Genomic DNA, 19,636 nt, shown 5'->3' on the forward strand with positions numbered 1-19,636 from the left:
TCAGCGCTGGCCGACGGCAGCATTGCCGTGGGAGATGATCACTTCGACGCGGCGGTTGAGCTGACGCGACTGCGCGTCGGCGTTGGAGGCCACCGGGTACTCCTTGCCATAGCCGGCACTGATGATGCGCCCGGCATCCACCCCGTTGCGGCGCAGGGCGTTGGTCACAGCCGCTGCGCGACGCTCTGACAACTGCTGGTTGAGGCTGTCGCTGCCGGTCGAGTCGGTGAAGCCCTCGACCCGCACCTTGCGCTCCGGGTTGGCACGCAGGTACTCGGCCAGCTGGTCGATGTTGCGCTGGCTGCCAGCCTTGAGCTCGGCACGCCCGGTGTCGAACAGTACATCGCCGAAGGTCACCACGGTGCCACGCTCGGTCTGCTTGGCCTTGAGCTGCTGCAGGGCCTTGAGCTGCGCGGTACGCACGTCCAGGCGGGCCTGGGTGCGCTGCGCCTCGATGCCCTGCAGGCCGGCTTCGGCCTGGCGCAGGGCAATGGTCTGCTCGGCGACGGCGATCTTCTGGTTGGCCAGGTAGGCCAGTTGCTCGATCTGCGGGGCCTTGCGGTCCTTGATCGAAGCCAGCTCGGCCTTGCCCAGGGCATTGAACGCATCCTTGGTTTCCAGTGCCGCCAGGCGGCTGGACTCCGGCTTGCTCTGCAGCACGCTGAAGTGCTCGCGGGCTTGCAGCAGGCCAGGGTTTTCGGCGGTAGTGCTGCAACCGGCGAGCAACAGGCCCATCACGGAAACGGCAGGCAACAGGTATTTGACGGACATGACGGGCATCCTTACGGCGTGATCGTGGGGGTGATGGCGTCGGGCGACTGGAGCATTTCCTGCTTCAGCACTTCAATGCCCTGCTGCGCGCTGCGCAGTTGCTGCTGGGCCTTGGCGGCACGCGCCTTGCGCTCGGCCAGGTTGGCATCGGCCTCGGCCTGCTCGGCCAGGGTGCGGGCCTCGACAAGGTTCCGTTCGCCCAGGGCGCGTTCGACGGCGTACAGCTTGTCCTGGGCGGCCTTCATTTCGGCTGGCGCGTACTGGGTGGCGTCGGCGGTCACGGCGCGGCTGACCGCGTTGCGGGTCAGTTCGACCTGCTCGGTGGGCACGGGCACGCCGGCACAACCGGCCAGCACCATCAGCAGGCTGCTGGCGGCCAGGTAGTTCGTGGTGCGTTTAGCAACCATTGAAAGACTCCATAACATGAGAAAGACAGACCGTTGTTCAAGCCGCGTAAGACTATTCCCGGTCATGCCCCGCCCCTATCAGGGGGCATCCTGCTGTCAGGTAGGAAACTTCTCCGGCATTGCCACGATTCGTGCCTGCCCTTCGTCAGTGCGCAGTGAACCTGACGGGCAAAAAATGGTCTGTGGGTTTCATTTTTTCCGTTTTCAAGAAGATCACCATGCCCCCATCTTTTCAGCTTCGCGCACGGCGCTCTCTTATCCCCGGCCTGCTCGGCAGCCTGGTCATCCTGTGTGGCCCGGCCCACGCCGAAGAAGGCAGCGGCAATGAACGCTGGGTCAGCGACAGCCTCAGCACCTACGTGCGCAGCGGCCCTACCGACGGGCACCGGATCGTCGGCAACCTCAAATCCGGCCAGAAGGTCACCCTGCTGACCAGCCAGGGCAACTACAGCCAGGTACGTGGCGAGTCGGGCGATACCGTGTGGATCAACAGCAGCGACCTGCAGACGGTGCCCGGCCAGGCCGAGCGCGTGCCGCAACTGAGCGAACAGGTGAGCCAGTTGAGCGAGCAGCTCAAGACCATCGACGACAGCTGGAAGACCCGGGTGCAGGGCATGCAGGAGACACTGGATTCACGCAAGGCGCTGATCGACGAACTGGAGGCGCGCAGCACCGCGCTCAATGCCGAGTTGGGCGATGCGCAATCGCAACTGCGCGCTACCCAGGCGCAGCTGGGCGACGAGAACAAGCAGGTGCTGATGCGCTACATGGTGTACGGCGGCGGCATTGCCGGGGCCGGCTTGCTGGCGGGGCTGATCCTGCCGATGCTCAGCCGCGGGCGCAAGCGCAGCGACCGCTGGTTCTGAGACCCCGGCCTTCGCCCGCAGGGTGCAGGCGCCAGCCTTGCTGGCGAAGGCCGCCCCACTATTGCCCCGCCCTTCCCCCAGCCAGCGCATAGGGCCCCTGCGCCAGTTGCTCACGCAGAAACGCCACGCAACTGCGCACCTTGGCCGAACTTGACGAGCGCACCGCCGTCACCGCCCAGATGTCCGCCGGCTGGTGATACCCCGGCAGCACCTGCACCAGCGCCCCGCTGGTCAGGCTGGCCGCCACGTCCCAGCGCGAAGCCATGATGATGCCGTGCCCGTCATGGGCCCACTGGCGCACGATGTCGCTGTGGTTGGAGGCCATCGGCCCGGTCACCTTCACCGTCTCGGCGCCATTGGGCCCCACCAGGCGCCATACCCCGAAACGGTCGTCGCGGCTGCGAAACAGCAGGCAGTCATGCTGCGCCAGGTCGGCCGGCACCCGCGGCTGGCCGCGCCGCGCCAGGTAGTCCGGAGCGGCCGCCAGCACCCGCGAGCTGCTGGCGATGCGGTGCGCGATCAGGTGTTTTTCCTGCACCTCGCCCACCCGCACATCGATATCGAAGTTGTCGGCAATCAGGTCCACGCGCCGGTCCAGCAGCTCCACCCACACCTCCAGCGCCGGGTACTGGCGCCGCAGCAGCGACAGGATCGGCGCCACGTGCTCGCGCCCCAGGCGCAGGCTGGTGCACACGCGCAAGGTGCCTTGCGGCTCGCGCTGCCCGCCGGACAACGCATCGAACATCGCGCCCACGTCCTCGAGGATCTTCTGCGCCCACACGAACGTCGCCTCGCCATCGCTGGTGATGTTGACCCGCCGCGTGGTGCGGTTGAACAGCTTGACCCCGAGTATCGTCTCCAGGGTGGCGATGCGCTTGCTCACATGCGCCGGCGACAGCCCGGTCTCGGTGGCTGCCGCAATGAAGCTGGAGCGCCGCGCCACCTCGCAGAACAACTGAAGGTCACGCAGCAACGGCTCATTATTCGCTATCAGCGCATTCTGATTCTTCATCTGGCCCGATTATCTCCTGGCGCTTTTTTATTAGCCTCTCACAAACGCGCTTCGACCCAGAACAAGAAAGTGAGAACCATGACTGCATTACGCCTTGCCGTGGCCGGGGCCGGCCTGATCGGCCGCCGCCATATCGAACTGATCCAGGCCAGCGCCGAGTGCCAGCTGGCCGCCATCGTCGACCCCTCGCCCGCCGCCGCCGAACTGGCCAACGCCTGCGGCGTTCCGTTGTACCCGGGGCTGGCCGAACTGTTCGGCGCGCAGCGCCCGGACGGGGTGATCCTGGCCACGCCCAACCACGTGCATGTCGACGGCGCACTGGCCTGCGTGGAGCACGGCATACCGGCACTGATCGAAAAGCCGGTGGCGCATACCCTGGAAGACGGCAAGCGCCTGCTGGCCATCGCCGAGCAGCGTGACGCACGCCTGCTGGTGGGCCACCACCGCGCCCACAGTGCGATCCTGCACAAGGCCCGCGAAGTGATTGCCGAAGGGGTACTGGGCAACCTGGTGGCGGTGATGGGCAGCGCGCTGTTCTACAAGCCCGACGACTACTTCGACGCCGCCCCCTGGCGCCGCGAGGCCGGCGGCGGCCCGGTGCTGATCAACCTGATCCACGAGATCGGCAACCTGCGTTCGCTGTGCGGCGAGATCGTCGCGGTGCAGGCCCAGGCGTCCAACGCCACCCGCGGCTTTGCCGTGGAAGACAGCATCGCCATCAGCCTGCGCTTTGCCAGCGGCGCGCTAGGCACCTTCATGCTCTCCGACACCGCCGCCTGCGCGCGCAGCTGGGAGCAGACCGCCCGCGAGAACCTCGACTACCCCAGCTACGCCGACGAGGACTGCTACGTACTGGCCGGCACCCAGGGCTCGCTGTCGATACCGACCATGCGCCTCAAGTACTACGCCCGCGATGAACAGCGCTCGTGGTGGCGGCCGTTCCAGTGCGCCACCGCCAGCCTCGACGAGGCCGACCCGCTGGCCCGCCAGCTGGCGCACTTCTGCCAGGTGATCCGTGGCCAGGCCCGGCCGCTGGTGAGCGTGCGCGACGGCCTGCGCAACCTGCAGGTCATCGACGCCATTGGCCAAGCCGCCCGCTGCGGCCACACGGTAATGATCGACAGCCTCTGAACATCGGTGCCCCGGCCCTGCGCCGGGACGCCTGCGTGCCCCCAATAAAAACAACAAACGGAGAATTGCGATGGCCACACATGACGCCGCGCACAGTGCGCGCCAAACCCGCAAAGCCACCGCCAGCGGTTGGGTCGGCTCCGCGCTGGAGTACTACGACTTCTTCATCTATGCCCAGGCCGCGGCGCTGATCTTCCCGCAGATCTTCTTCCCCAGCACCGACCCCAAGCTGGCCATCTTCGCCTCCCTGGCCACCTATGGCGTGGGCTACCTGGCGCGCCCGGTCGGGGCCTTCGTGCTCGGCCACTGGGGCGACACCCGCGGGCGCAAGAACGTGTTGCTGCTGTGCATGTTTCTGATGGGCATCGCGACCATGGCCGTGGGCCTGCTGCCGACCTTCGAGCAGATCGGCTACTGGGCGCCGGCGCTGCTGGTGGTGCTGCGCCTGGTGCAGGGCTTTGCGGTGGCCGGCGAGATCGCCGGGGCCAGCTCGATGATTCTCGAACACGCACCGCCCGGGCGCCGCGGCTTCTTTGCCAGCTTCACCCTGCAGGGCGTACAGGCCGGCCAGGTGATGGCAGCGGCGGTGTTCCTGCCGCTGGCGTACTTCATGCCCAGCGACGCCTTCAACAGCTGGGGCTGGCGCATCCCGTTCCTGCTCAGCGCCGCGGTGCTGATCGCCGCCTACATCATTCGCCGCGAGGTCAAGGAGCCCGAGGCCTTCAAGGTGGCCGCCAAGCAGACCGCGCGCTCGCCGATCCGCGATGCCTTCACCTACAGCTGGCGCGGCATGCTGGTGGTGTTCGGCGTGTCGCTGATGAACGTGATCCCGGTGGTGACCACCATCTTCGGCGCCGCCTACGCGGTGCAGCCGGCCTATGGCGTAGGCTTCGACAAGAGCGTGTACCTGTGGATTCCGGTGGTGGGCAACATCGTCGCGGTGCTGGTGATCCCGTTCGTGGGCAACCTCTCCGACCGCATCGGCCGGCGCCCGCTGATCATCGGCAGCGCATTGGGCTGCGGGCTGATGTCGTTCGTCTACCTGTATGCCATCAGCCTGCACAACCTGCCGCTGGCGTTCGGCGCCTCGCTGCTGATGTGGGGCATGGTCTACCAGGGCTACAACGCGATCTTCCCCAGCTTCTTCCCCGAACAGTTCCAGACCCACTACCGCGTGTCGGCCATGGCCATCGCGCAGAACGTCGGCTACATGATCACCGCCCTGCTTCCGGCGCTGTTCACCGCCGTGGCCCCGCCCGGCTCGAACAACGTGCCGCTGCTGATCGGCGCCATCACCTGCGCGGTCACCGCCATTTCGGCCGTGGCTGCCTGGAGCGCTCCGGAAACCTACCGCACGCCCCTGGACCAGCTCGGCAAGCCGGACGCCGTGGCCCTCGACAAACCCGTGTATGACGCGCTGCGGGCCAAGGCCCTGCGCACCACCCCTGCTACGGAAACCGCCCAATGAAGACCCTGCTCGTGCTCAATGGCCCCAACCTCAACATGCTCGGCCTGCGCCAGCCCGAGGTGTACGGCCGCGAAACCCTGGCCGATGTGCAGGCGCTGTGCCACAGCGCCGGCCAACGCCTGGACCTGGACATCGAGTTCCACCAGACCAACCACGAGGGCCAGATGATCGACTGGATTCACCAGGCCCGTGGCCGCGTGGCCGGCATCGTGATCAACCCCGGTGCCTGGACCCATACCTCGGTGGCGATCCACGACGCGCTGATCGCCGCCGAGGTGCCGGTGATCGAGGTGCACATTTCCAACGTGCACAAGCGTGAAGCCTTCCGCCACCACTCCTATGTGTCGCTGGTGGCCCAGGCGGTACTGGCCGGGTTCGGCACCCATGGCTACGTGCTGGCCATCAACCACTTCGCCCACCTGCAGCGCACCGCGCAAGGAGCCGCGCAATGAAAACCGTAGCCAACCCCAGCCAGCGCCTGCGCCTGGGTTTTGTCGGTGGCGGCCTGGAGTCGTCGATCGGCGCCACCCACCGCTACGCCGCGCAACTGGACGGGCACTTCGAACTGGTGGCCGGGGTCTTCGCCCGCGACCCGGCACGCAACCGCGCCGCTGCCCAGGCCTACGGCGTAGCGCCGGAGCGGGTGTACCCGGACTTCCAGCGCATGGCCGCGGCCGAAGCCGCGCGCGCCGATGGCGTGCAGGTGGTGGCGATCATGGCGCCCAACGCGGTGCACGTGCCGGCCAGCCTGGCGTTTCTCGACCAGGGCATCGACGTGATCTGCGACAAGCCGCTGGCCTCGAGCCTGGCCGAGGCGCAGCAACTGCTTGAACGCGCACGCAAGGGCCCGGCGCTGCACCTGCTGACCCACAACTACAGTGGCTACCCATTGGTGCGCGAAGCCCGCGAGCTGATCGCGCGCGGCGCCATCGGCGAGGTGCGCCTGGTGCAGGTGGAACACGCCAGCGCCTTCGGCACCCACCCGCTGGAGCAGCAAGGGGTCAAGGCGCTGGCCTGGCGCACCGACCCGGCCCAGGCCGGGGCCTCATCGGTGCTGGCAGATGTGGGCGTGCATGCCCACCAGTTGCTGCGCTTTGTCACCGGGCAGGAGGTCAGCGAAGTGTCGGCCGAGCTGAGCACCCTGGTGCCGGGGCGCCAGTCGGACGACAACGCACACGTGAAGCTGCGCCTGCAGAATGGCGCGCGCGGCATGCTGTGGGCCAGCTTCGTGGCGGCCGGGCACCGGCATGGCCTGCAGTTGCGCGTGTTCGGCTCCACCGGATCGCTGTACTGGCATCAAGAGGAACCCGACCGGCTGGAGCTGCGTCATCAGGACCAGCCGCACCAGGTCCTGCGCCGCGGCGAGGCCTGGCTGAGCGAGTCGGCCAGGGTGTCGACGCGAATCAAGGCGGGCCAGCCGGAGGGGCTGCTGGAGGCGTTCGCCAACATCTACAGCGAGGCGGCCGAGCGGATCATGGCGCGCCGCGAGCACCGTGCGCCGAGCGCGCAGTCGCTGCTGTGCCCGACGGCCGAGGATGGGGTACGCGGCATGCGCTTCATTGATGCCTGCGTGCGCTCGGATGCGGCGGATGGGCGCTGGACGCAGGCCTGAACGCCAGAAGCTGCACTTATGCAGGCCCAGCAGAATTGATTTTGCTGATCAACAATCGGCTGCCAGACTGGCGGCCGATTTCTTTTGCAGGGGCACGATCATGTCGGGTGAAACGAGTCTGGCCACGCTGTTGCGCAGCATGCGGCCGCAGTTGAATGAAGGCAGCTACGTGTTCTGCACGCTGGCCGACTGGTCGGGGCTGCAGCCTGACGAGGTGATCGGCAGTTTTCGCGAGCAGGAGGGGCTGACGGTGATCGTGTCGCGTGCGCGGGCCGAGGCGCTGAAACTGCCTTTCAGCTACGAGGCCGCGTGGATCACCCTGACGGTGCATTCGTCGCTGGAGGCGGTGGGCCTGACCGCGGCGTTCGCCACGGCGCTGGGCCAGGCCGGCATCAGCTGCAACGTGGTGGCCGCGTTCTACCATGACCATATCTTCGTCGCGCAGGCCGATGCGCAGCGGGCGATGGCGGTGCTGGAAGGGTTGGCGGCGGGGGCCTGATGATAGCGGGGGCCTTGCCGGCGCCAGGGCCATCGGCCACGATGCACCTCCCCCGCCCCACACGGAACGTCAGCATGGCCCAGATCAAGATCTATGGATTGCGCACCACCCTCGACCAGCACCGCCCTGCCCTTGCCGAAGCCATCCATGGCGCGGTGATGAGCGCCCTGCAGTACCCGCCGGATAAACGCTTCCAGCGCTACCTGGCCCTGGACCCCGCCGACTTCCTCTACCCCGACGACCGCAGCGAACACTACCTGATCATCGAGATCAGTTTGTTCGAAGGCCGCTCCAGCGCCGCAAAGAAAGACCTCATCCGCCAACTGTTCCAGCGCATCGGCGAGCACACCGGCATCGGCGCCCAGGACATCGAGATCACCCTGTTCGAGACCCCCCGCGAAAACTGGGGTATACGCGGCCTGCCCGGCGACGAGCTGGGCCTGAACTACACCGTGGAGGTCTGAACACACGCGCCGACCGGTAGCAGCAGCCGTGCATTCTTCTGCTTAACTGGAAGAACCCGGGCCACAGGCTGCCCGCCTTTTGCACAGGTGAACGACCATGGCGCGCACCACCCCCATCGAGCTGTACCGCAATATCGGCATTGTCGCCCACGTCGACGCGGGCAAGACCACCACCACCGAACGCATCCTGTTCTACACCGGGGTCAACCACAAGATGGGCGAAGTGCACGACGGCGCCGCGACCATGGACTGGATGGCCCAGGAACAGGAACGCGGCATCACCATCACCTCCGCCGCCACCACCGCCTTCTGGCAGGGCTCGACCAAGCAGTTCCCCGAGAAATTCCGCTTCAACATCATCGATACCCCCGGCCACGTCGACTTCACCATCGAGGTGGAGCGCTCGCTGCGCGTGCTCGATGGCGCGGTGGTGGTGTTCAGCGGCGCCGACGGGGTCGAGCCGCAGTCCGAGACGGTGTGGCGCCAGGCCAACAAGTACCATGTGCCGCGCCTGGCCTACGTCAACAAGATGGACCGCCAGGGGGCGGACTTCCTGCGCGTGGTCAAACAGATCGACAAGCGCCTGGGCCACCACCCGGTGCCGATCCAGCTGGCCATCGGCGCCGAGGAACACTTCATCGGCCAGATCGACCTGGTGAAGATGAAGGCCATCTACTGGAACGAGGCCGACAACGGCACCAGCTACCGCGAAGAGGCGATACCGGCCGACATGCTGGAGCTGGCCACCGAGTGGCGTGCGCACATGATCGAGGCCGCCGCCGAGGCCAACGACGAGTTCATGGAGCTGTACCTCAACGGCACCGAACTCGACAACGAGCAGATCAAGGCCGGGCTGCGCCAGCGCACCCTCAACAACGAGATCGTGCCGGCCATCTGCGGATCGTCGTTCAAGAACAAGGGCGTGCCGCTGATGCTCGACGCGGTGATCGACTACCTGCCCGCCCCGTCCGAGATCCCCTCCATCAACGGCACCGACCCGGATCATGAAGACCGGCACCTGGAGCGCCATGCCGACGACAGCGAGCCGTTCTCGGCGCTGGCCTTCAAGATTGCCACCGACCCCTTTGTCGGCACCCTGACCTTCGCCCGGGTGTACTCCGGGGTACTGAACTCGGGCGATGCGGTACTCAACTCGGTCAAGGGCAAGAAGGAGCGCGTGGGCCGCATGGTGCAGATGCACGCCAACCAGCGCGCCGAGATCAAGGCGGTGTGCGCCGGCGACATTGCCGCACTGATCGGCATGAAGGACGTGACCACCGGCGACACCCTGTGCGACATCAACCAGCCGATCATCCTCGAACGCATGGACTTCCCCGACCCGGTGATCTCGGTGGCCGTGGAACCCAGGACCAAGGCCGACCAGGAGAAGATGGGCATCGCCCTGAGCAAGCTGGCCCAGGAAGACCCGTCATTTCGCGTGCGCACCGATGAAGAAACCGCGCAGACGATCATCTCCGGCATGGGCGAGTTGCACCTGGACATCATCGTCGACCGCATGCGCCGCGAATTCGGCGTCGAGGCCAATGTGGGCAAGCCGCAGGTGGCCTACCGCGAGAAGATCCGCAACACCTGCGAGATCGAAGGCAAGTTCGTGCGCCAGTCTGGCGGGCGCGGCCAGTACGGGCACTGCTGGATCCGCTTCGCCCCGGCCGAGGAAGGCAAGGAAGGCCTGGAGTTCGTCAACGAGGTGGTCGGCGGCGTGATACCGCGCGAGTACATCCCGGCGATCCAGAAAGGCATCGAGGAGCAGATGAAGAACGGCGTGCTGGCCGGCTACCCGCTGATCGGCCTGAAGGCCACGGTGTTCGACGGCTCGTACCACGACGTCGACTCCAACGAGATGGCGTTCAAGGTGGCGGCGTCGATGGCCACCAAGCAACTGGCGCAGAAAGGCGGCGCGGTGCTGCTGGAACCGGTGATGAAGGTCGAGGTGGTGACCCCCGAGGAGTACCAGGGCGACATCCTCGGCGACCTCAGCCGGCGCCGCGGGCTGATCCAGGAAGGCGAAGACACCCCGGCCGGCAAGGTGATCCGCGCCGACGTGCCGCTGGGCGAGATGTTCGGCTATTCGACGCAGATGCGCTCGATGACCCAGGGCCGCGCCAGCTACACCATGGAGTTCACCAAGTATGCCGAGGCGCCGGCGAGCGTGGCCGATGCCATCATCAAAAAGCAGGGCTAGGTCGTCGCGCGATTACTGCACGGTCGACGCCCCGCCGACCCAGTCGCTGGGTGCAGGGATGTGCTGATTGCTGACCACCAGCTGCAGCAGGTGTGCACTTGGCCGGTAAAAGGGGCGCCTGCTCAGTGTGTGGTCAAGCCAGGCATTGAGCTCGTACAGGCGCACCGGTGCTTCACCCGGGTAGTCCGCCAGTACGGCGAGGACCATGTTCCACACCGCAGGGCTGCAACGCAGGCAACGGCTGTCGATGTACTGCCCTATGAACTGGCGAACATCCGCTGTCTCGCTGTGTGAAATGAAGATTGTCCGCACGCTGTCGGGGCATCGCTGCTCAAGATCGGGCGCCATGATTGCCTCCTGTGGAATGCTGCCGTCGCTTGACGCCATTGAACGATACAGCCGGGTCCCGTGCCATCAGGCAAACCTGAAAACGCGGGCACACCTACTGGAACAGGTTGGCCTCCAGGCAGTACGAGATCAGCTCCTGGTCGCTGCGCACATCCAGCTTGCGCATGGCCGCGATCTTTTGCGTGCTGATGGTCTTGGGGCTGCGATTCTGATTGATCGCGATGTCGCGCAGGCTCATGCCCGCCACGAACAGACGCAGGATCTCCACTTCGCGGGTGGAAAGCGAAGCCATGCGCTCGTCGATCTGGTAGCCGTTGTCGATCACCGAGTTCCGGTTCGCCGGCGCCAGCTTGTAGATGCGGTTCTGGCTCAAGGCTTCCAGTGCGCGCAGCAACTCTTCGTTCACCGTGCGCTTGTCGATCACGCCCGCCACGCCCAGATTGTAAAGCCGCGTGAGGATGAGGCTGTTGGATACCATCGTCAGCACCAGCACGCGCAGCGCGGGGAAGTTGCGCGTCAGGTAGGTGATCAGCCGCAGGCCGTCGCCATACTGGGAACTCTCCGGCATGTTGTAGTCGGTGATCAGGATCTGGGGCTGCTTGTCGTGCAGCACGTTGATCAGTTCGGTGGAGCTGCCCGCTTCGCCAACCACCTCGAAGCGCGGGTCGGACTTGATGAGTTCGCGTACGCCAAACAGCACGATCGGGTGGTCATCGGCGATGACTACGGTGATTTTATGCATGATCGCTCCGGTGTGCACAAAGTGTGGCAAGTCTCGGCCCGGGTCATACCGACCTCATCATGTCGCAGAGCCGGTCGAGCGCCTGGTGAATATCATCAATCAAGGTGAGCTGCAGGCTGGGCGCGCGCAGGCGGTGCTCAAGCTCACCGAACAGCCTGGCCAGCGCGTGCGCCTGCACCACCGACAGTGCGCCACTGACACCATGCACTTTGTGCAGGACGTCGGTTTGCTCGCCGGCCGCCAGGGCCAGGCGAATGGCGCGGATGTCCTTCTCCATGGTACTCAAAAACAGGTCGCGCATGGCCGGCGACAACACGATGCCCGCTGCCGATGACTCCCCCTCGGCCAGCTGCACCGACAGCTCTAGCGACGGCTGGCGCCCGGCCTCCTCGTGCGCCAGCGTCGGGGTGACATTGAGCAGCAGGTTGCGCAAGGTGGTCAGGCTCAGCGGCTTGACCACCCAGCAGGTCATGCCCGCTGCCTGGCAACGCTCGCCCTCGTCGCGCATGGCATTGGCGGTAACGCCGATGATCGGCGCCTTGGCGTTCTGCAGGCGTATCGCGCGTGCCAGCTCGTAGCCGTTCATGACCGGCATGTTGACATCGGTCAGCAGCACGTCGAAGCGGTACTTGCGCCACTGCTGCAGCGCCTGCTGGCCATCGCTGGCCAGTTCCACGGTGCAGCCCAGGGCTTCGAGTTGTTCCTTGAGAATGGCCTGGTTGATCAGGTTGTCCTCGGCCACCAGCACCTGCAGGCCAAGCGCCGGCAAGGCAGGGGCTGCGCCAGGCGGCGCGGGCTCGGTGACGCCGTTCTTTTCCATCAGCACGGCGCCGGCAATCGCCCGCACATGATTGGCGCTGACGCGCCAGCCCGCCTCCATCGGCTCGGGAACCTGCGGGCCGTCGTAGTCGCACAACAGGCGCCGGCCGTTCCAGTCCGGCAGCCACTTGCCGTTGCCCAGTACCTCGACCAGCAGCGCCCCGCTGTGCACCTCGTGCTGCGCGGCGCTGAGCACCGTAACCGTGGCATGCCAGCGCAGCAGCCAGCTGCCGATGTTCTCGGCCAGCTCCAGCACGGGCGCACGCACGTACACCTGCACGCCGCCGAGGTCGATGCCAGGTTCTGCCGGCAACGGCGTGTCCGGCAGCACGAACGGCAGGCGTAGCGTGAAACTGCTGCCCAACCCCTGTTCGCTGACCACCTTCACCTCGCCGCCCATCAACGCACTGAAGCGGCTGCAGATCGACAGGCCAAGCCCGGTGCCGCTGACCAGGTTGCTCGCGCGGGCCTGGTAGAACGGCTCGAACAGGTGCAGCTGCTGCTCCGGGGAAATGCCGATGCCGGTGTCGGTGACCTGAAGTTCCAGCGTGATGTCTTGCCCTTCGCCCCTGACCACGCGACAGCGCAGCACAACCCGCCCGATGTCGGTGAACTTGATCGCGTTGCCCAGCAGGTTGTTGAGGATCTGCCAGATGCGCACCTCGTCCCCTACCAGCTGGTCGGGTATTTCCGGTGCCACGCAGGCATAGATCTGCAGGCCCTTGGCACGCGCGTTGGCGATGTGCGCGGACATCACGTCCTCGATCAGGCCCAATGGCGAAAAGGCCACCGACTCAAGGGTGAGTTGACCCGACTCGATCCTGGACACGTCCAGCACATCGCTGATCAGTTGCAACAATGTGGAGGACGAGCGCTGGATGATGCTGAGGTAATCCATCTGGCGCTGGTCGAGGCCGGTCAGGCCGAGCAGCTCCAGGGTGCCCAATACGCCGTACAGCGGGGTGCGGATCTCGTGGCTCATGGTCGCCAGGAAGAGGGTCTTGGCTTCACTGGCCTTGTCGGCCATGGACTTGGCCTGGCTCAAGGCCACCGCGCGTTCCAGGTGTTCGGTGACGTCGGTGAACGCGCACAGCAGCACCTGCTGGTCCTGGTAGCGGGTCGAGGAGAAACTGAGCCGGTAACAGCGACCCTGCAGCACCATGCTCGCCTCGCCGCACAGTTCGATGCCGGGTTGGCGCGCCATCTCGACGATGGACTGCGCCACTTCGCGACTGTCCTTGGCACGCTGATTTTCCACCACCACCTGGTGGTCGTGCAGGCGGATGACAATCAGCCCGGCAGGTGCACTTTCGATCACCGCCAGGCTGAACGCCTGGCTGTCGAGCAGCTCGCTCCGGGCCTGGCGAGCCGGCGCGATGACCTGCCGGCGATAGTGGTAGTACAGCCACCCCAGCAGGGCGCTGAGCAACGCAAATGCCAGCACGATGCGCAGCAGCGGTAAATTCGCCCCACGGATGAAGCTGACGCAATCGACGCAGTACTGCGCTGCCCATTGCTCGTGGGTCATCGCCAGCAGGAAGATCAGGGCAATGCCAAGCAGCAAGCCGATACCGAGGCGTAGGGAGCTTCTGGCCAACGACGTCACTCTCGCCTCTCTTCACGCTGGCAGTGCTGCAGGCAGGTGAACAGCGCACCGAGGCCGAAGGGTTTGACCAGCAGCTGCTGCATGCCTACCGCCAGGCACCGATCGCCCTCGTCGCGCATGGCATTGGCCGTGGCACCGATGATGGGCACCACGCAGCCTTGACGACGAAGGGCCTTGGCCAGGTCATAGCCATTCATGCGCGGCATGTTGATGTCGGTGAGCACCACGTCGAACACCTCGTTCTGCCACAGCGCCAGGGCCTCATGCCCATCGCGGGCCAGGCCCACGCTGCACCCCAGCTCTTCCAGCTGGTCCTTGACGATCAGCTGGTTGATCACATTGTCTTCGGCGACCAGTACCCTCAGGTCCAGTTGCCGGGTGATCTCGTGCTCGATCCGGCCAGGCGCCGGGGGGGCGATGCCCTGGGCCTGGCTGACGGCCGCCAGCAGCCCGTTCAGGTCGTTGAGCTTGACCCGCCAGTAGCGTTGCTGCGACGGCGGCTCGCACTCCTGCGGGCAAATCACTACACGCGGCCCGCTCCACTCCAGCAGGACGGGGTGCGCGGTGTGCGGGTGGGCCTCCACCAGCAGCACGTCATGCGCGGCCTGGATCTCGGGTGGCAGCCCGATATGGGTCTGCGCGCCCCAGCGCCGCAGCCAGCCACTGACGTATTCGGCCATTTCCAGCACCGGGGAATGCACGTAGATCATCTCGTCGGCCAGGCGCGGCGTGTCGCTCGCCGGCATCGGGTACGAGCGCCCCAGCGGAATGCTCAAGGTAAAGCTGCTGCCCAGGCCCACGGCGCTGACCACGCGGATGCTGCCGTTCATCAAGGCGGCCAGGCGCTGGCAGATGGACAGGCCCAGGCCGGTGCCGGGCACCACGTTGGTCTTGGTCGAGGACTGGTAGAACGGCTCGAACAGCAAGGCCTGGTCGTCCGGGGCAATGCCCGGGCCGCTGTCGCTGACCTGCCAGAGGATGTCGGCCCGTTCCTCGGTCATCGAGCCGACCTTGGCACGCAGTACGATCTGCCCGCTCTCGGTGAACTTCACCGCATTGTTGAGCAGGTTGTTCAGCACCTGGCGGATGCGCGTTATGTCGCCGCGCAACAGCGCCGGCATGTGCGGGTCGACGAAGGCATACAGATACAACCCCTTGCTGCGCGCAGCACCGGCGTAGCTCTGGGTCACGTCGTGGATCAGCTCCAGCGGCGAGAACTCGCTGGCCTCCAGGGCCAACTGACCGGCTTCGATCTTGGCCACATCGAGAACATCGCACACCAGGTTGAGCAGCGCTGCCGAGGAACTCTCGATGGCGTGCAGGTAGTCTTTCTGCGGCCCCCTCAGCTCGGTACGGGCCAGCAGCTCCAGGGTTCCGAGCACGCCATACAACGGCGTGCGTATCTCGTGACTCATGGTCGCCAGGAACAGTGTCTTGGCTTCATTGGCGGCATCGGCCATCTGCTTGGCCATGGTCATCGCGGCCTCGGCCTGCTTGCGCGTACTGATATCGCTGAAGGCGCAGAACAGCACATCCTCGCCGTTGTAGCGGGTGCGCACGAAACTCAGGTGCAGGTGGCGACCGTCGCCGGCCTGAAACTCGTCGGACTGGACAATTTCGCGGTCGCTGAAGGCTTGTTCGATCCAGCCATGGCACAGGCGCTCGCGCTCCTTGCACTCGCCCAGCCACTGCTGCGACAAGGTGTTCTCCAGTACCACCTGGCCATCCGCGCGGCGCAGCACGCACAGTGCCACCGGGGCGGTCTGGATGATCGCGCGGTTGAACGCTTCACTTTCGATCAGTGCATCGATGCGCTGGGTTGCCGGGGTGATCAGGCGCCGTTCGACGCGCGTCACCAGGCGCCCCACCAGCACGCCGATCAGCAGGATCAGGGCGCTGGCAGCCAGCAACGGCCACCACAACACCTTGAGCAAGGCCTCCAGCCCAATGGCATAGAACAGTTTCCAATCCGAGTAGCCCAGCTTCTTGCGCATCACCAGCTGGTCGGGCCAGAAGCCTTCCCCGGAGAAGCCGAAGTCATGGCCTGTCTCCAGCTTCGGCAAGGGCAGCGACGGGTACACGCTCGACACGCTGCGCATCATCACATCGCCTCTGGGGTTGAGCATCATGAACTGCCCTGCCGCGTCATCGTGCAGCGTGCTGGCCACGTCGCTGGCATCCATCTCCATGCCGAGCCAGCCCGATCGGGGCTGGTGGAAATCCACCCGCACGAACAGATACAGCCGCGGCGTCGACGCCTGCTGATCGCTGAGCCAGACCGCCTGGTCCGCCTCGGGCAGGGTGGGATCAATACGCTGCAGGCGGCTCAGCACCGCGCCAGGGATCGGCGTATCGAAGCTGACCGTGCGGTTCAGGTACACCACGCGGGCCGCCACCTGATCGGCGACGTACAGCAGGTTGATGCGGTTTGTCGTGAGGAAATCCACCATGCGCCCGGACAACTGCAGGTCCCAGCGGAGATCGTCACCGGGCTGTCGGTGGCCGACCTGCTGCGCCACCGCGAACTGTTGCCCAGGTGGCTTCGCCACCGCCGACAGCGCGAGGCTCTTGAGCAGCGCCTCGCGCTGGGTGAAGAACACCCGTGCATTGGCGATGGCATCGCTCATGAGCCCCTGACGACGGGAAACTTCGTTTCTGAGAATCGAGCTCAGGGAAATGATCGCACCCACCACCATGCCCAGCACCAGCAACTGGGCGAACAATCGCAGCAGCCGGCGCACGGCCTTGGGGGTGGAGAAGAACGAGTCGGTGGGTTGCAGGAAATGCTTCAATTTCATGGCGCCAGCTTAAGTGCCCTTTGCTGCGCAGCACTATCAGGCAAGCCTTAAAAATGCGCCCCAGCACAGCCAGGGCGCTTGGCTCAGCTCGATGTACCGCCGCGAATGCGCATGCCGTGGCTGGTGCACCGGCGCGGTTTCACGTGGTGAAACGCCGGGTCAGGTCGGCCATGGCAATCGCCAGCCTGGACAGCTCGTTGCTTGCAGTGGCCGTCTGGCTGGCGCCGTCGGAGGTCTGCACCGAGTGATCGCGAATGCTCACCAGGTTGTGGTCCACCGAACGTGCCACCTGCGCCTGCTCTTCGGAAGCGGTTGCAATCAGGAAGTTGCGGTCGTTGATCTCGGTGATCGAACGGGCAATCGCATCCAGTGCGGCGCCGGCTTCCTGCGCGATCCCCAGGGTGTCCTGTGCATTGACGCGGCTTTGCGACATCGCCGTTACCGCCTGCTCGGCCCCCGCCTGGATGTCGGCGATCATGGTCTCGATTTCCTTGGTGGACTCCTGGGTGCGGTGGGCCAGTGCCCTCACCTCGTCGGCCACCACGGCGAACCCGCGCCCCTGGTCACCGGCCCTGGCAGCCTCGATGGCAGCATTGAGGGCCAGCAGGTTGGTCTGCTCGGCAATCGCGCGAATCACGTCCAGCACCTTGCTGATGTTCTGTGCCCTGTTCGCAAGGCCTTCGACTTCCCCGCTGGTGGACTCGACAATCGTTGTCAGGTTCTGGATGGCGACAACCGCCTGGGTCACCCGCTCGGAACCGGTGCGGGTCGAACTGGCGGATTGCTGGGTGACTTCCGACGCGGAGGCTGCGTTGCGCGCCACCTCTTCGACCGCAACCGTCATCTCGTTCACGGCGGTGGCGGCCTGTTCGATTTCATCGCTCTGCTGCTGCAGCCCGCGGCTCGATTCCTCGGCCACCGAATGCATCTGTTCGGCCGCTGCGGCCAACTGGTTCGACGAGTCGCCCATCAGACGAATGGTGTCACGCAGGCTGGCCTGCATGCTCGCGGTCGAGGCCATCAGGTCGGTCAGCTCGTCCTTACCGGACATCGGCACGACACTGCGCAGGTCGCCTTCGGCAATCCGCTGGTTGATCCCCAGCACCGCCAGCAACGGCACGGTGATGCTGCGCGCAAACAGAACCCCCATCAGGATGCTCAACACCACGACCACGCTGATGATCACGATCACGGTCTTCACCGAGCTCTGATAGATGGCCTCGGACTCGATCCCCGATTGGCGGGCACCTTCGCGGTTGATGTCCATCATCTTGCCGATAACGACCTGCAGGCTGTTCGCCAGCGGCCGAGTCGTCTGGTTGAGGTACTCGGTGGCTTCGGCGGCGTGGTCGGCCTGCACCCGTTCCAGAAAGCTGTCCAGCTGCCCTATGTAGTTGGCGATCCCTGTCTTGACATCGTCGTAGGCCGCTTGTTCGTCCGGGCTGGACACCTGGTGACGATAGTCGATGACCGCCTTGTCGAGCTCGCTGCGTGCACCGGTGATGGTCTCGATGGACATCTTCCTGATCGCTGGGTCATCGGTACTGAGGAGGCGATAGCTTTCAAGCCGCAGGCGCAGCACCAGCGCGTCGATCGCGCCTCCCTGGCGCACGCTTTCCATCCAGTTCTTCTCGATTTCCAGGGCAGCGGCACGCACTCGGCCCATTTGCATGATGGAAACCACACCCAGGACAATGACCAGCACGTTCAATACGAAAAACACCAGTATTGCTCGATGGCCCAGCCTGAAATTTCTAAGCAGCATGTTCAATCCCTCATAGAAACAAGCAGAAAATCGGAGGCACCCGACTCCGCGTCGTTGCTGGTGGGGACTTTAATGAGGGCGTTTGAAATAGCCTATCAGGCAAGCCTTAAAACGGGCCTGCACACCGCCCTCCGATGATCGGCGATCGAGGTACGCCCACACTCCGAGCGGCCAGGCTCCCTTGCGTGACGGTGGCAGCCGCTAGTTGAACAGGCGTTGCAACTCCGTCGGCGGCAAGGGACGGCTGAGCAGGTAACCCTGCGCGTAATGGCAGCCCTGGCCCACGATGAAGTCCAGGTGGTCAGCCTCCTCGACGCCTTCGGCAACCACTTCGAAGCCCAGCTCGCACCCCAGCCCGATGATTGCACGACAGATCGCGTGCAGCTTGCCGCTCTGGGGCTGGCCGCTGACGAAGCTTCTGTCGACCTTGAGGATGCTTAATGGAAAACGCAGCAGGCAACTCAGGGCTGAGTAGCCGGTGCCGAAATCATCCAGCGCCAGCCGCACACCCATGCTCACCAGTTCATCGAGGCAGGCCTTGACCTGGGCACTGTCGCTGACCCACTGGCTTTCGGTGATTTCCAGGATCAGGCTCGCCGGCGGCAGCCCGCAGGCCTGCAGAACGCGCCGGACCGAGGCGGCGAAGCCGACCTGCTCCAGCTGCAGGCTGGAGACGTTGACCGAACAGTGCAGCTGCCCCTGCCCGGCCAGTTGCCAGTCGCGGACCTGTCGACAGGCGCGCTGCAGCACCCACTCGCCAACCGGCACGATCTGCCCGGTGGCTTCAAGGGTGGGGATGAACGCCAGCGGCGGCACCAGTTGCCCGGCAGATCGCCAGCGCAGCAGCGCCTCGACACCCGCGATGTAGGGGCGGCCCTGATCGACGCGGTAGAGCGGTTGATAATGCAGTTCGAACTGATCCCGCTCCAGGGCCCTTCCGAGGTCCGACTGCAACGACGTACTCGCGACGGGCGTCGAGACCACGTAAAGCGCCGACTGATTCATCACTCACCCCTCCCACGCAGGCGTGCCATAGCCCATCCACCGCTTCGAAAGACTCCTCCAATCAACAGGCTTGCCGTCAGAGAACGTCACTCCCGTGACAGGCCAATGTTCAGGCACATG

Annotated in this window: 17 protein-coding genes; 8 read left to right on the forward strand and 9 right to left on the reverse strand. The window is 65.4% G+C overall.

The window, feature by feature from the left end:
- Positions 1-771, reverse strand: a complete 771-nt coding sequence (locus V9K84_RS11260; protein WP_043861092.1) for an OmpA family protein — start codon at positions 769-771, stop codon at positions 1-3.
- Positions 772-782: 11 nt separating this feature from the next.
- Complete coding sequence (locus tag V9K84_RS11265; RefSeq protein ID WP_088514862.1) at positions 783-1,178, reverse strand: DUF4398 domain-containing protein; 396 nt, start codon at positions 1,176-1,178, stop codon at positions 783-785.
- 218 nt (positions 1,179-1,396) lie between these two features.
- Here V9K84_RS11265 and V9K84_RS11270 point away from each other — a divergent pair, with 218 nt between their 5' ends.
- A complete protein-coding gene (locus V9K84_RS11270; protein WP_054916521.1) occupies positions 1,397-2,044 on the forward strand; it encodes a TIGR04211 family SH3 domain-containing protein in 648 nt (215 codons plus the stop codon).
- A 58-nt stretch (positions 2,045-2,102) separates the two neighbouring features.
- Here the strand turns inward: V9K84_RS11270 and V9K84_RS11275 are convergent, their stop codons facing one another.
- Complete coding sequence (locus V9K84_RS11275) at positions 2,103-3,056, reverse strand: LysR family transcriptional regulator (protein WP_078481069.1); 954 nt, start codon at positions 3,054-3,056, stop codon at positions 2,103-2,105.
- Between the two features lie 78 nt (positions 3,057-3,134).
- On the opposite strand from V9K84_RS11275, the gene V9K84_RS11280 reads away from it, so the two are divergent.
- The 7 genes from V9K84_RS11280 (at position 3,135) to fusA (ending at position 10,433) form a co-directional block, all read left to right on the forward strand.
- A complete protein-coding gene (locus V9K84_RS11280; protein ID WP_088514863.1) occupies positions 3,135-4,187 on the forward strand; it encodes a Gfo/Idh/MocA family oxidoreductase in 1,053 nt (350 codons plus the stop codon).
- Between the two features lie 70 nt (positions 4,188-4,257).
- Entirely contained in the window at positions 4,258-5,655 is a 1,398-nt protein-coding gene (locus V9K84_RS11285) for an MFS transporter (RefSeq protein WP_043861096.1), read from the forward strand.
- Positions 5,652-6,107 (forward strand): type II 3-dehydroquinate dehydratase, encoded by a 456-nt coding sequence (aroQ, locus tag V9K84_RS11290; RefSeq protein ID WP_043861097.1) that lies wholly within the window; start codon positions 5,652-5,654, stop codon positions 6,105-6,107. The genes V9K84_RS11285 and aroQ overlap by 4 nt, the downstream gene beginning before the upstream one ends.
- Positions 6,104-7,267 carry a Gfo/Idh/MocA family oxidoreductase gene (locus tag V9K84_RS11295; protein ID WP_088514864.1) on the forward strand — a complete coding sequence of 388 codons (1,164 nt, stop codon included), beginning with the start codon at positions 6,104-6,106 and terminating at the stop codon, positions 7,265-7,267. The genes aroQ and V9K84_RS11295 overlap by 4 nt, the downstream gene beginning before the upstream one ends.
- Positions 7,268-7,367: 100 nt before the next feature.
- Positions 7,368-7,766: an ACT domain-containing protein gene (locus V9K84_RS11300; protein WP_088514865.1), complete on the forward strand. Its 399-nt coding sequence runs from the start codon at positions 7,368-7,370 to the stop codon at positions 7,764-7,766.
- A gap of 74 nt (positions 7,767-7,840) precedes the next feature.
- Complete coding sequence (locus V9K84_RS11305) at positions 7,841-8,230, forward strand: tautomerase family protein (RefSeq protein WP_088514866.1); 390 nt, start codon at positions 7,841-7,843, stop codon at positions 8,228-8,230.
- Positions 8,231-8,327: 97 nt separating this feature from the next.
- Complete coding sequence (gene fusA / locus V9K84_RS11310) at positions 8,328-10,433, forward strand: elongation factor G (protein WP_078481078.1); 2,106 nt, start codon at positions 8,328-8,330, stop codon at positions 10,431-10,433.
- Between the two features lie 12 nt (positions 10,434-10,445).
- Here the strand turns inward: fusA and V9K84_RS11315 are convergent, their stop codons facing one another.
- The 6 genes from V9K84_RS11315 to V9K84_RS11340 all read right to left on the reverse strand — a co-directional run bounded on the left by V9K84_RS11315 (position 10,446) and on the right by V9K84_RS11340 (position 19,516).
- A complete protein-coding gene (locus V9K84_RS11315; protein ID WP_088514867.1) occupies positions 10,446-10,781 on the reverse strand; it encodes a hypothetical protein in 336 nt (111 codons plus the stop codon).
- A 94-nt stretch (positions 10,782-10,875) separates the two neighbouring features.
- Positions 10,876-11,523 (reverse strand): response regulator, encoded by a 648-nt coding sequence (locus V9K84_RS11320; protein WP_043861102.1) that lies wholly within the window; start codon positions 11,521-11,523, stop codon positions 10,876-10,878.
- Between the two features lie 43 nt (positions 11,524-11,566).
- A complete protein-coding gene (locus V9K84_RS11325; RefSeq protein WP_143516639.1) occupies positions 11,567-13,939 on the reverse strand; it encodes an ATP-binding protein in 2,373 nt (790 codons plus the stop codon).
- Positions 13,940-13,944: 5 nt separating this feature from the next.
- Complete coding sequence (locus V9K84_RS11330; protein ID WP_088514869.1) at positions 13,945-16,746, reverse strand: ATP-binding protein; 2,802 nt, start codon at positions 16,744-16,746, stop codon at positions 13,945-13,947.
- A gap of 139 nt (positions 16,747-16,885) precedes the next feature.
- Positions 16,886-18,511: a methyl-accepting chemotaxis protein gene (locus V9K84_RS11335; RefSeq protein WP_088514870.1), complete on the reverse strand. Its 1,626-nt coding sequence runs from the start codon at positions 18,509-18,511 to the stop codon at positions 16,886-16,888.
- A 201-nt stretch (positions 18,512-18,712) separates the two neighbouring features.
- The gene (locus V9K84_RS11340) at positions 18,713-19,516 is read right to left on the reverse strand and encodes an EAL domain-containing protein (protein WP_088514871.1); all 804 of its coding nucleotides are present in this window, start codon (positions 19,514-19,516) and stop codon (positions 18,713-18,715) included.
- Between the last annotated feature and the right edge of the window lie 120 nt (positions 19,517-19,636).

Origin of the sequence: Pseudomonas sp. AE27 (genome assembly GCF_037113495.1) — a bacterium.
In the GTDB taxonomy this organism is placed as follows: domain Bacteria; phylum Pseudomonadota; class Gammaproteobacteria; order Pseudomonadales; family Pseudomonadaceae; genus Aquipseudomonas; species Aquipseudomonas palmensis.

Coding starts and splice junctions, on each gene's coding strand:
- V9K84_RS11260 (WP_043861092.1), bottom strand. CDS start 771: ATGTCCGTCAAATACCTGTTGCCTGCCGTTTCCGTGATGGGCCTGTTG.
- V9K84_RS11315 (WP_088514867.1), bottom strand. CDS start 10,781: ATGGCGCCCGATCTTGAGCAGCGATGCCCCGACAGCGTGCGGACAATC.
- V9K84_RS11280 (WP_088514863.1), top strand. CDS start 3,135: ATGACTGCATTACGCCTTGCCGTGGCCGGGGCCGGCCTGATCGGCCGC.
- V9K84_RS11295 (WP_088514864.1), top strand. CDS start 6,104: ATGAAAACCGTAGCCAACCCCAGCCAGCGCCTGCGCCTGGGTTTTGTC.
- V9K84_RS11305 (WP_088514866.1), top strand. CDS start 7,841: ATGGCCCAGATCAAGATCTATGGATTGCGCACCACCCTCGACCAGCAC.
- V9K84_RS11300 (WP_088514865.1), top strand. CDS start 7,368: ATGTCGGGTGAAACGAGTCTGGCCACGCTGTTGCGCAGCATGCGGCCG.
- V9K84_RS11265 (WP_088514862.1), bottom strand. CDS start 1,178: ATGGTTGCTAAACGCACCACGAACTACCTGGCCGCCAGCAGCCTGCTG.
- V9K84_RS11320 (WP_043861102.1), bottom strand. CDS start 11,523: ATGCATAAAATCACCGTAGTCATCGCCGATGACCACCCGATCGTGCTG.
- V9K84_RS11270 (WP_054916521.1), top strand. CDS start 1,397: ATGCCCCCATCTTTTCAGCTTCGCGCACGGCGCTCTCTTATCCCCGGC.
- V9K84_RS11330 (WP_088514869.1), bottom strand. CDS start 16,746: ATGAAATTGAAGCATTTCCTGCAACCCACCGACTCGTTCTTCTCCACC.
- V9K84_RS11285 (WP_043861096.1), top strand. CDS start 4,258: ATGGCCACACATGACGCCGCGCACAGTGCGCGCCAAACCCGCAAAGCC.
- aroQ (WP_043861097.1), top strand. CDS start 5,652: ATGAAGACCCTGCTCGTGCTCAATGGCCCCAACCTCAACATGCTCGGC.
- V9K84_RS11275 (WP_078481069.1), bottom strand. CDS start 3,056: ATGAAGAATCAGAATGCGCTGATAGCGAATAATGAGCCGTTGCTGCGT.
- V9K84_RS11340 (WP_088514871.1), bottom strand. CDS start 19,516: ATGAATCAGTCGGCGCTTTACGTGGTCTCGACGCCCGTCGCGAGTACG.
- fusA (WP_078481078.1), top strand. CDS start 8,328: ATGGCGCGCACCACCCCCATCGAGCTGTACCGCAATATCGGCATTGTC.
- V9K84_RS11335 (WP_088514870.1), bottom strand. CDS start 18,511: ATGCTGCTTAGAAATTTCAGGCTGGGCCATCGAGCAATACTGGTGTTT.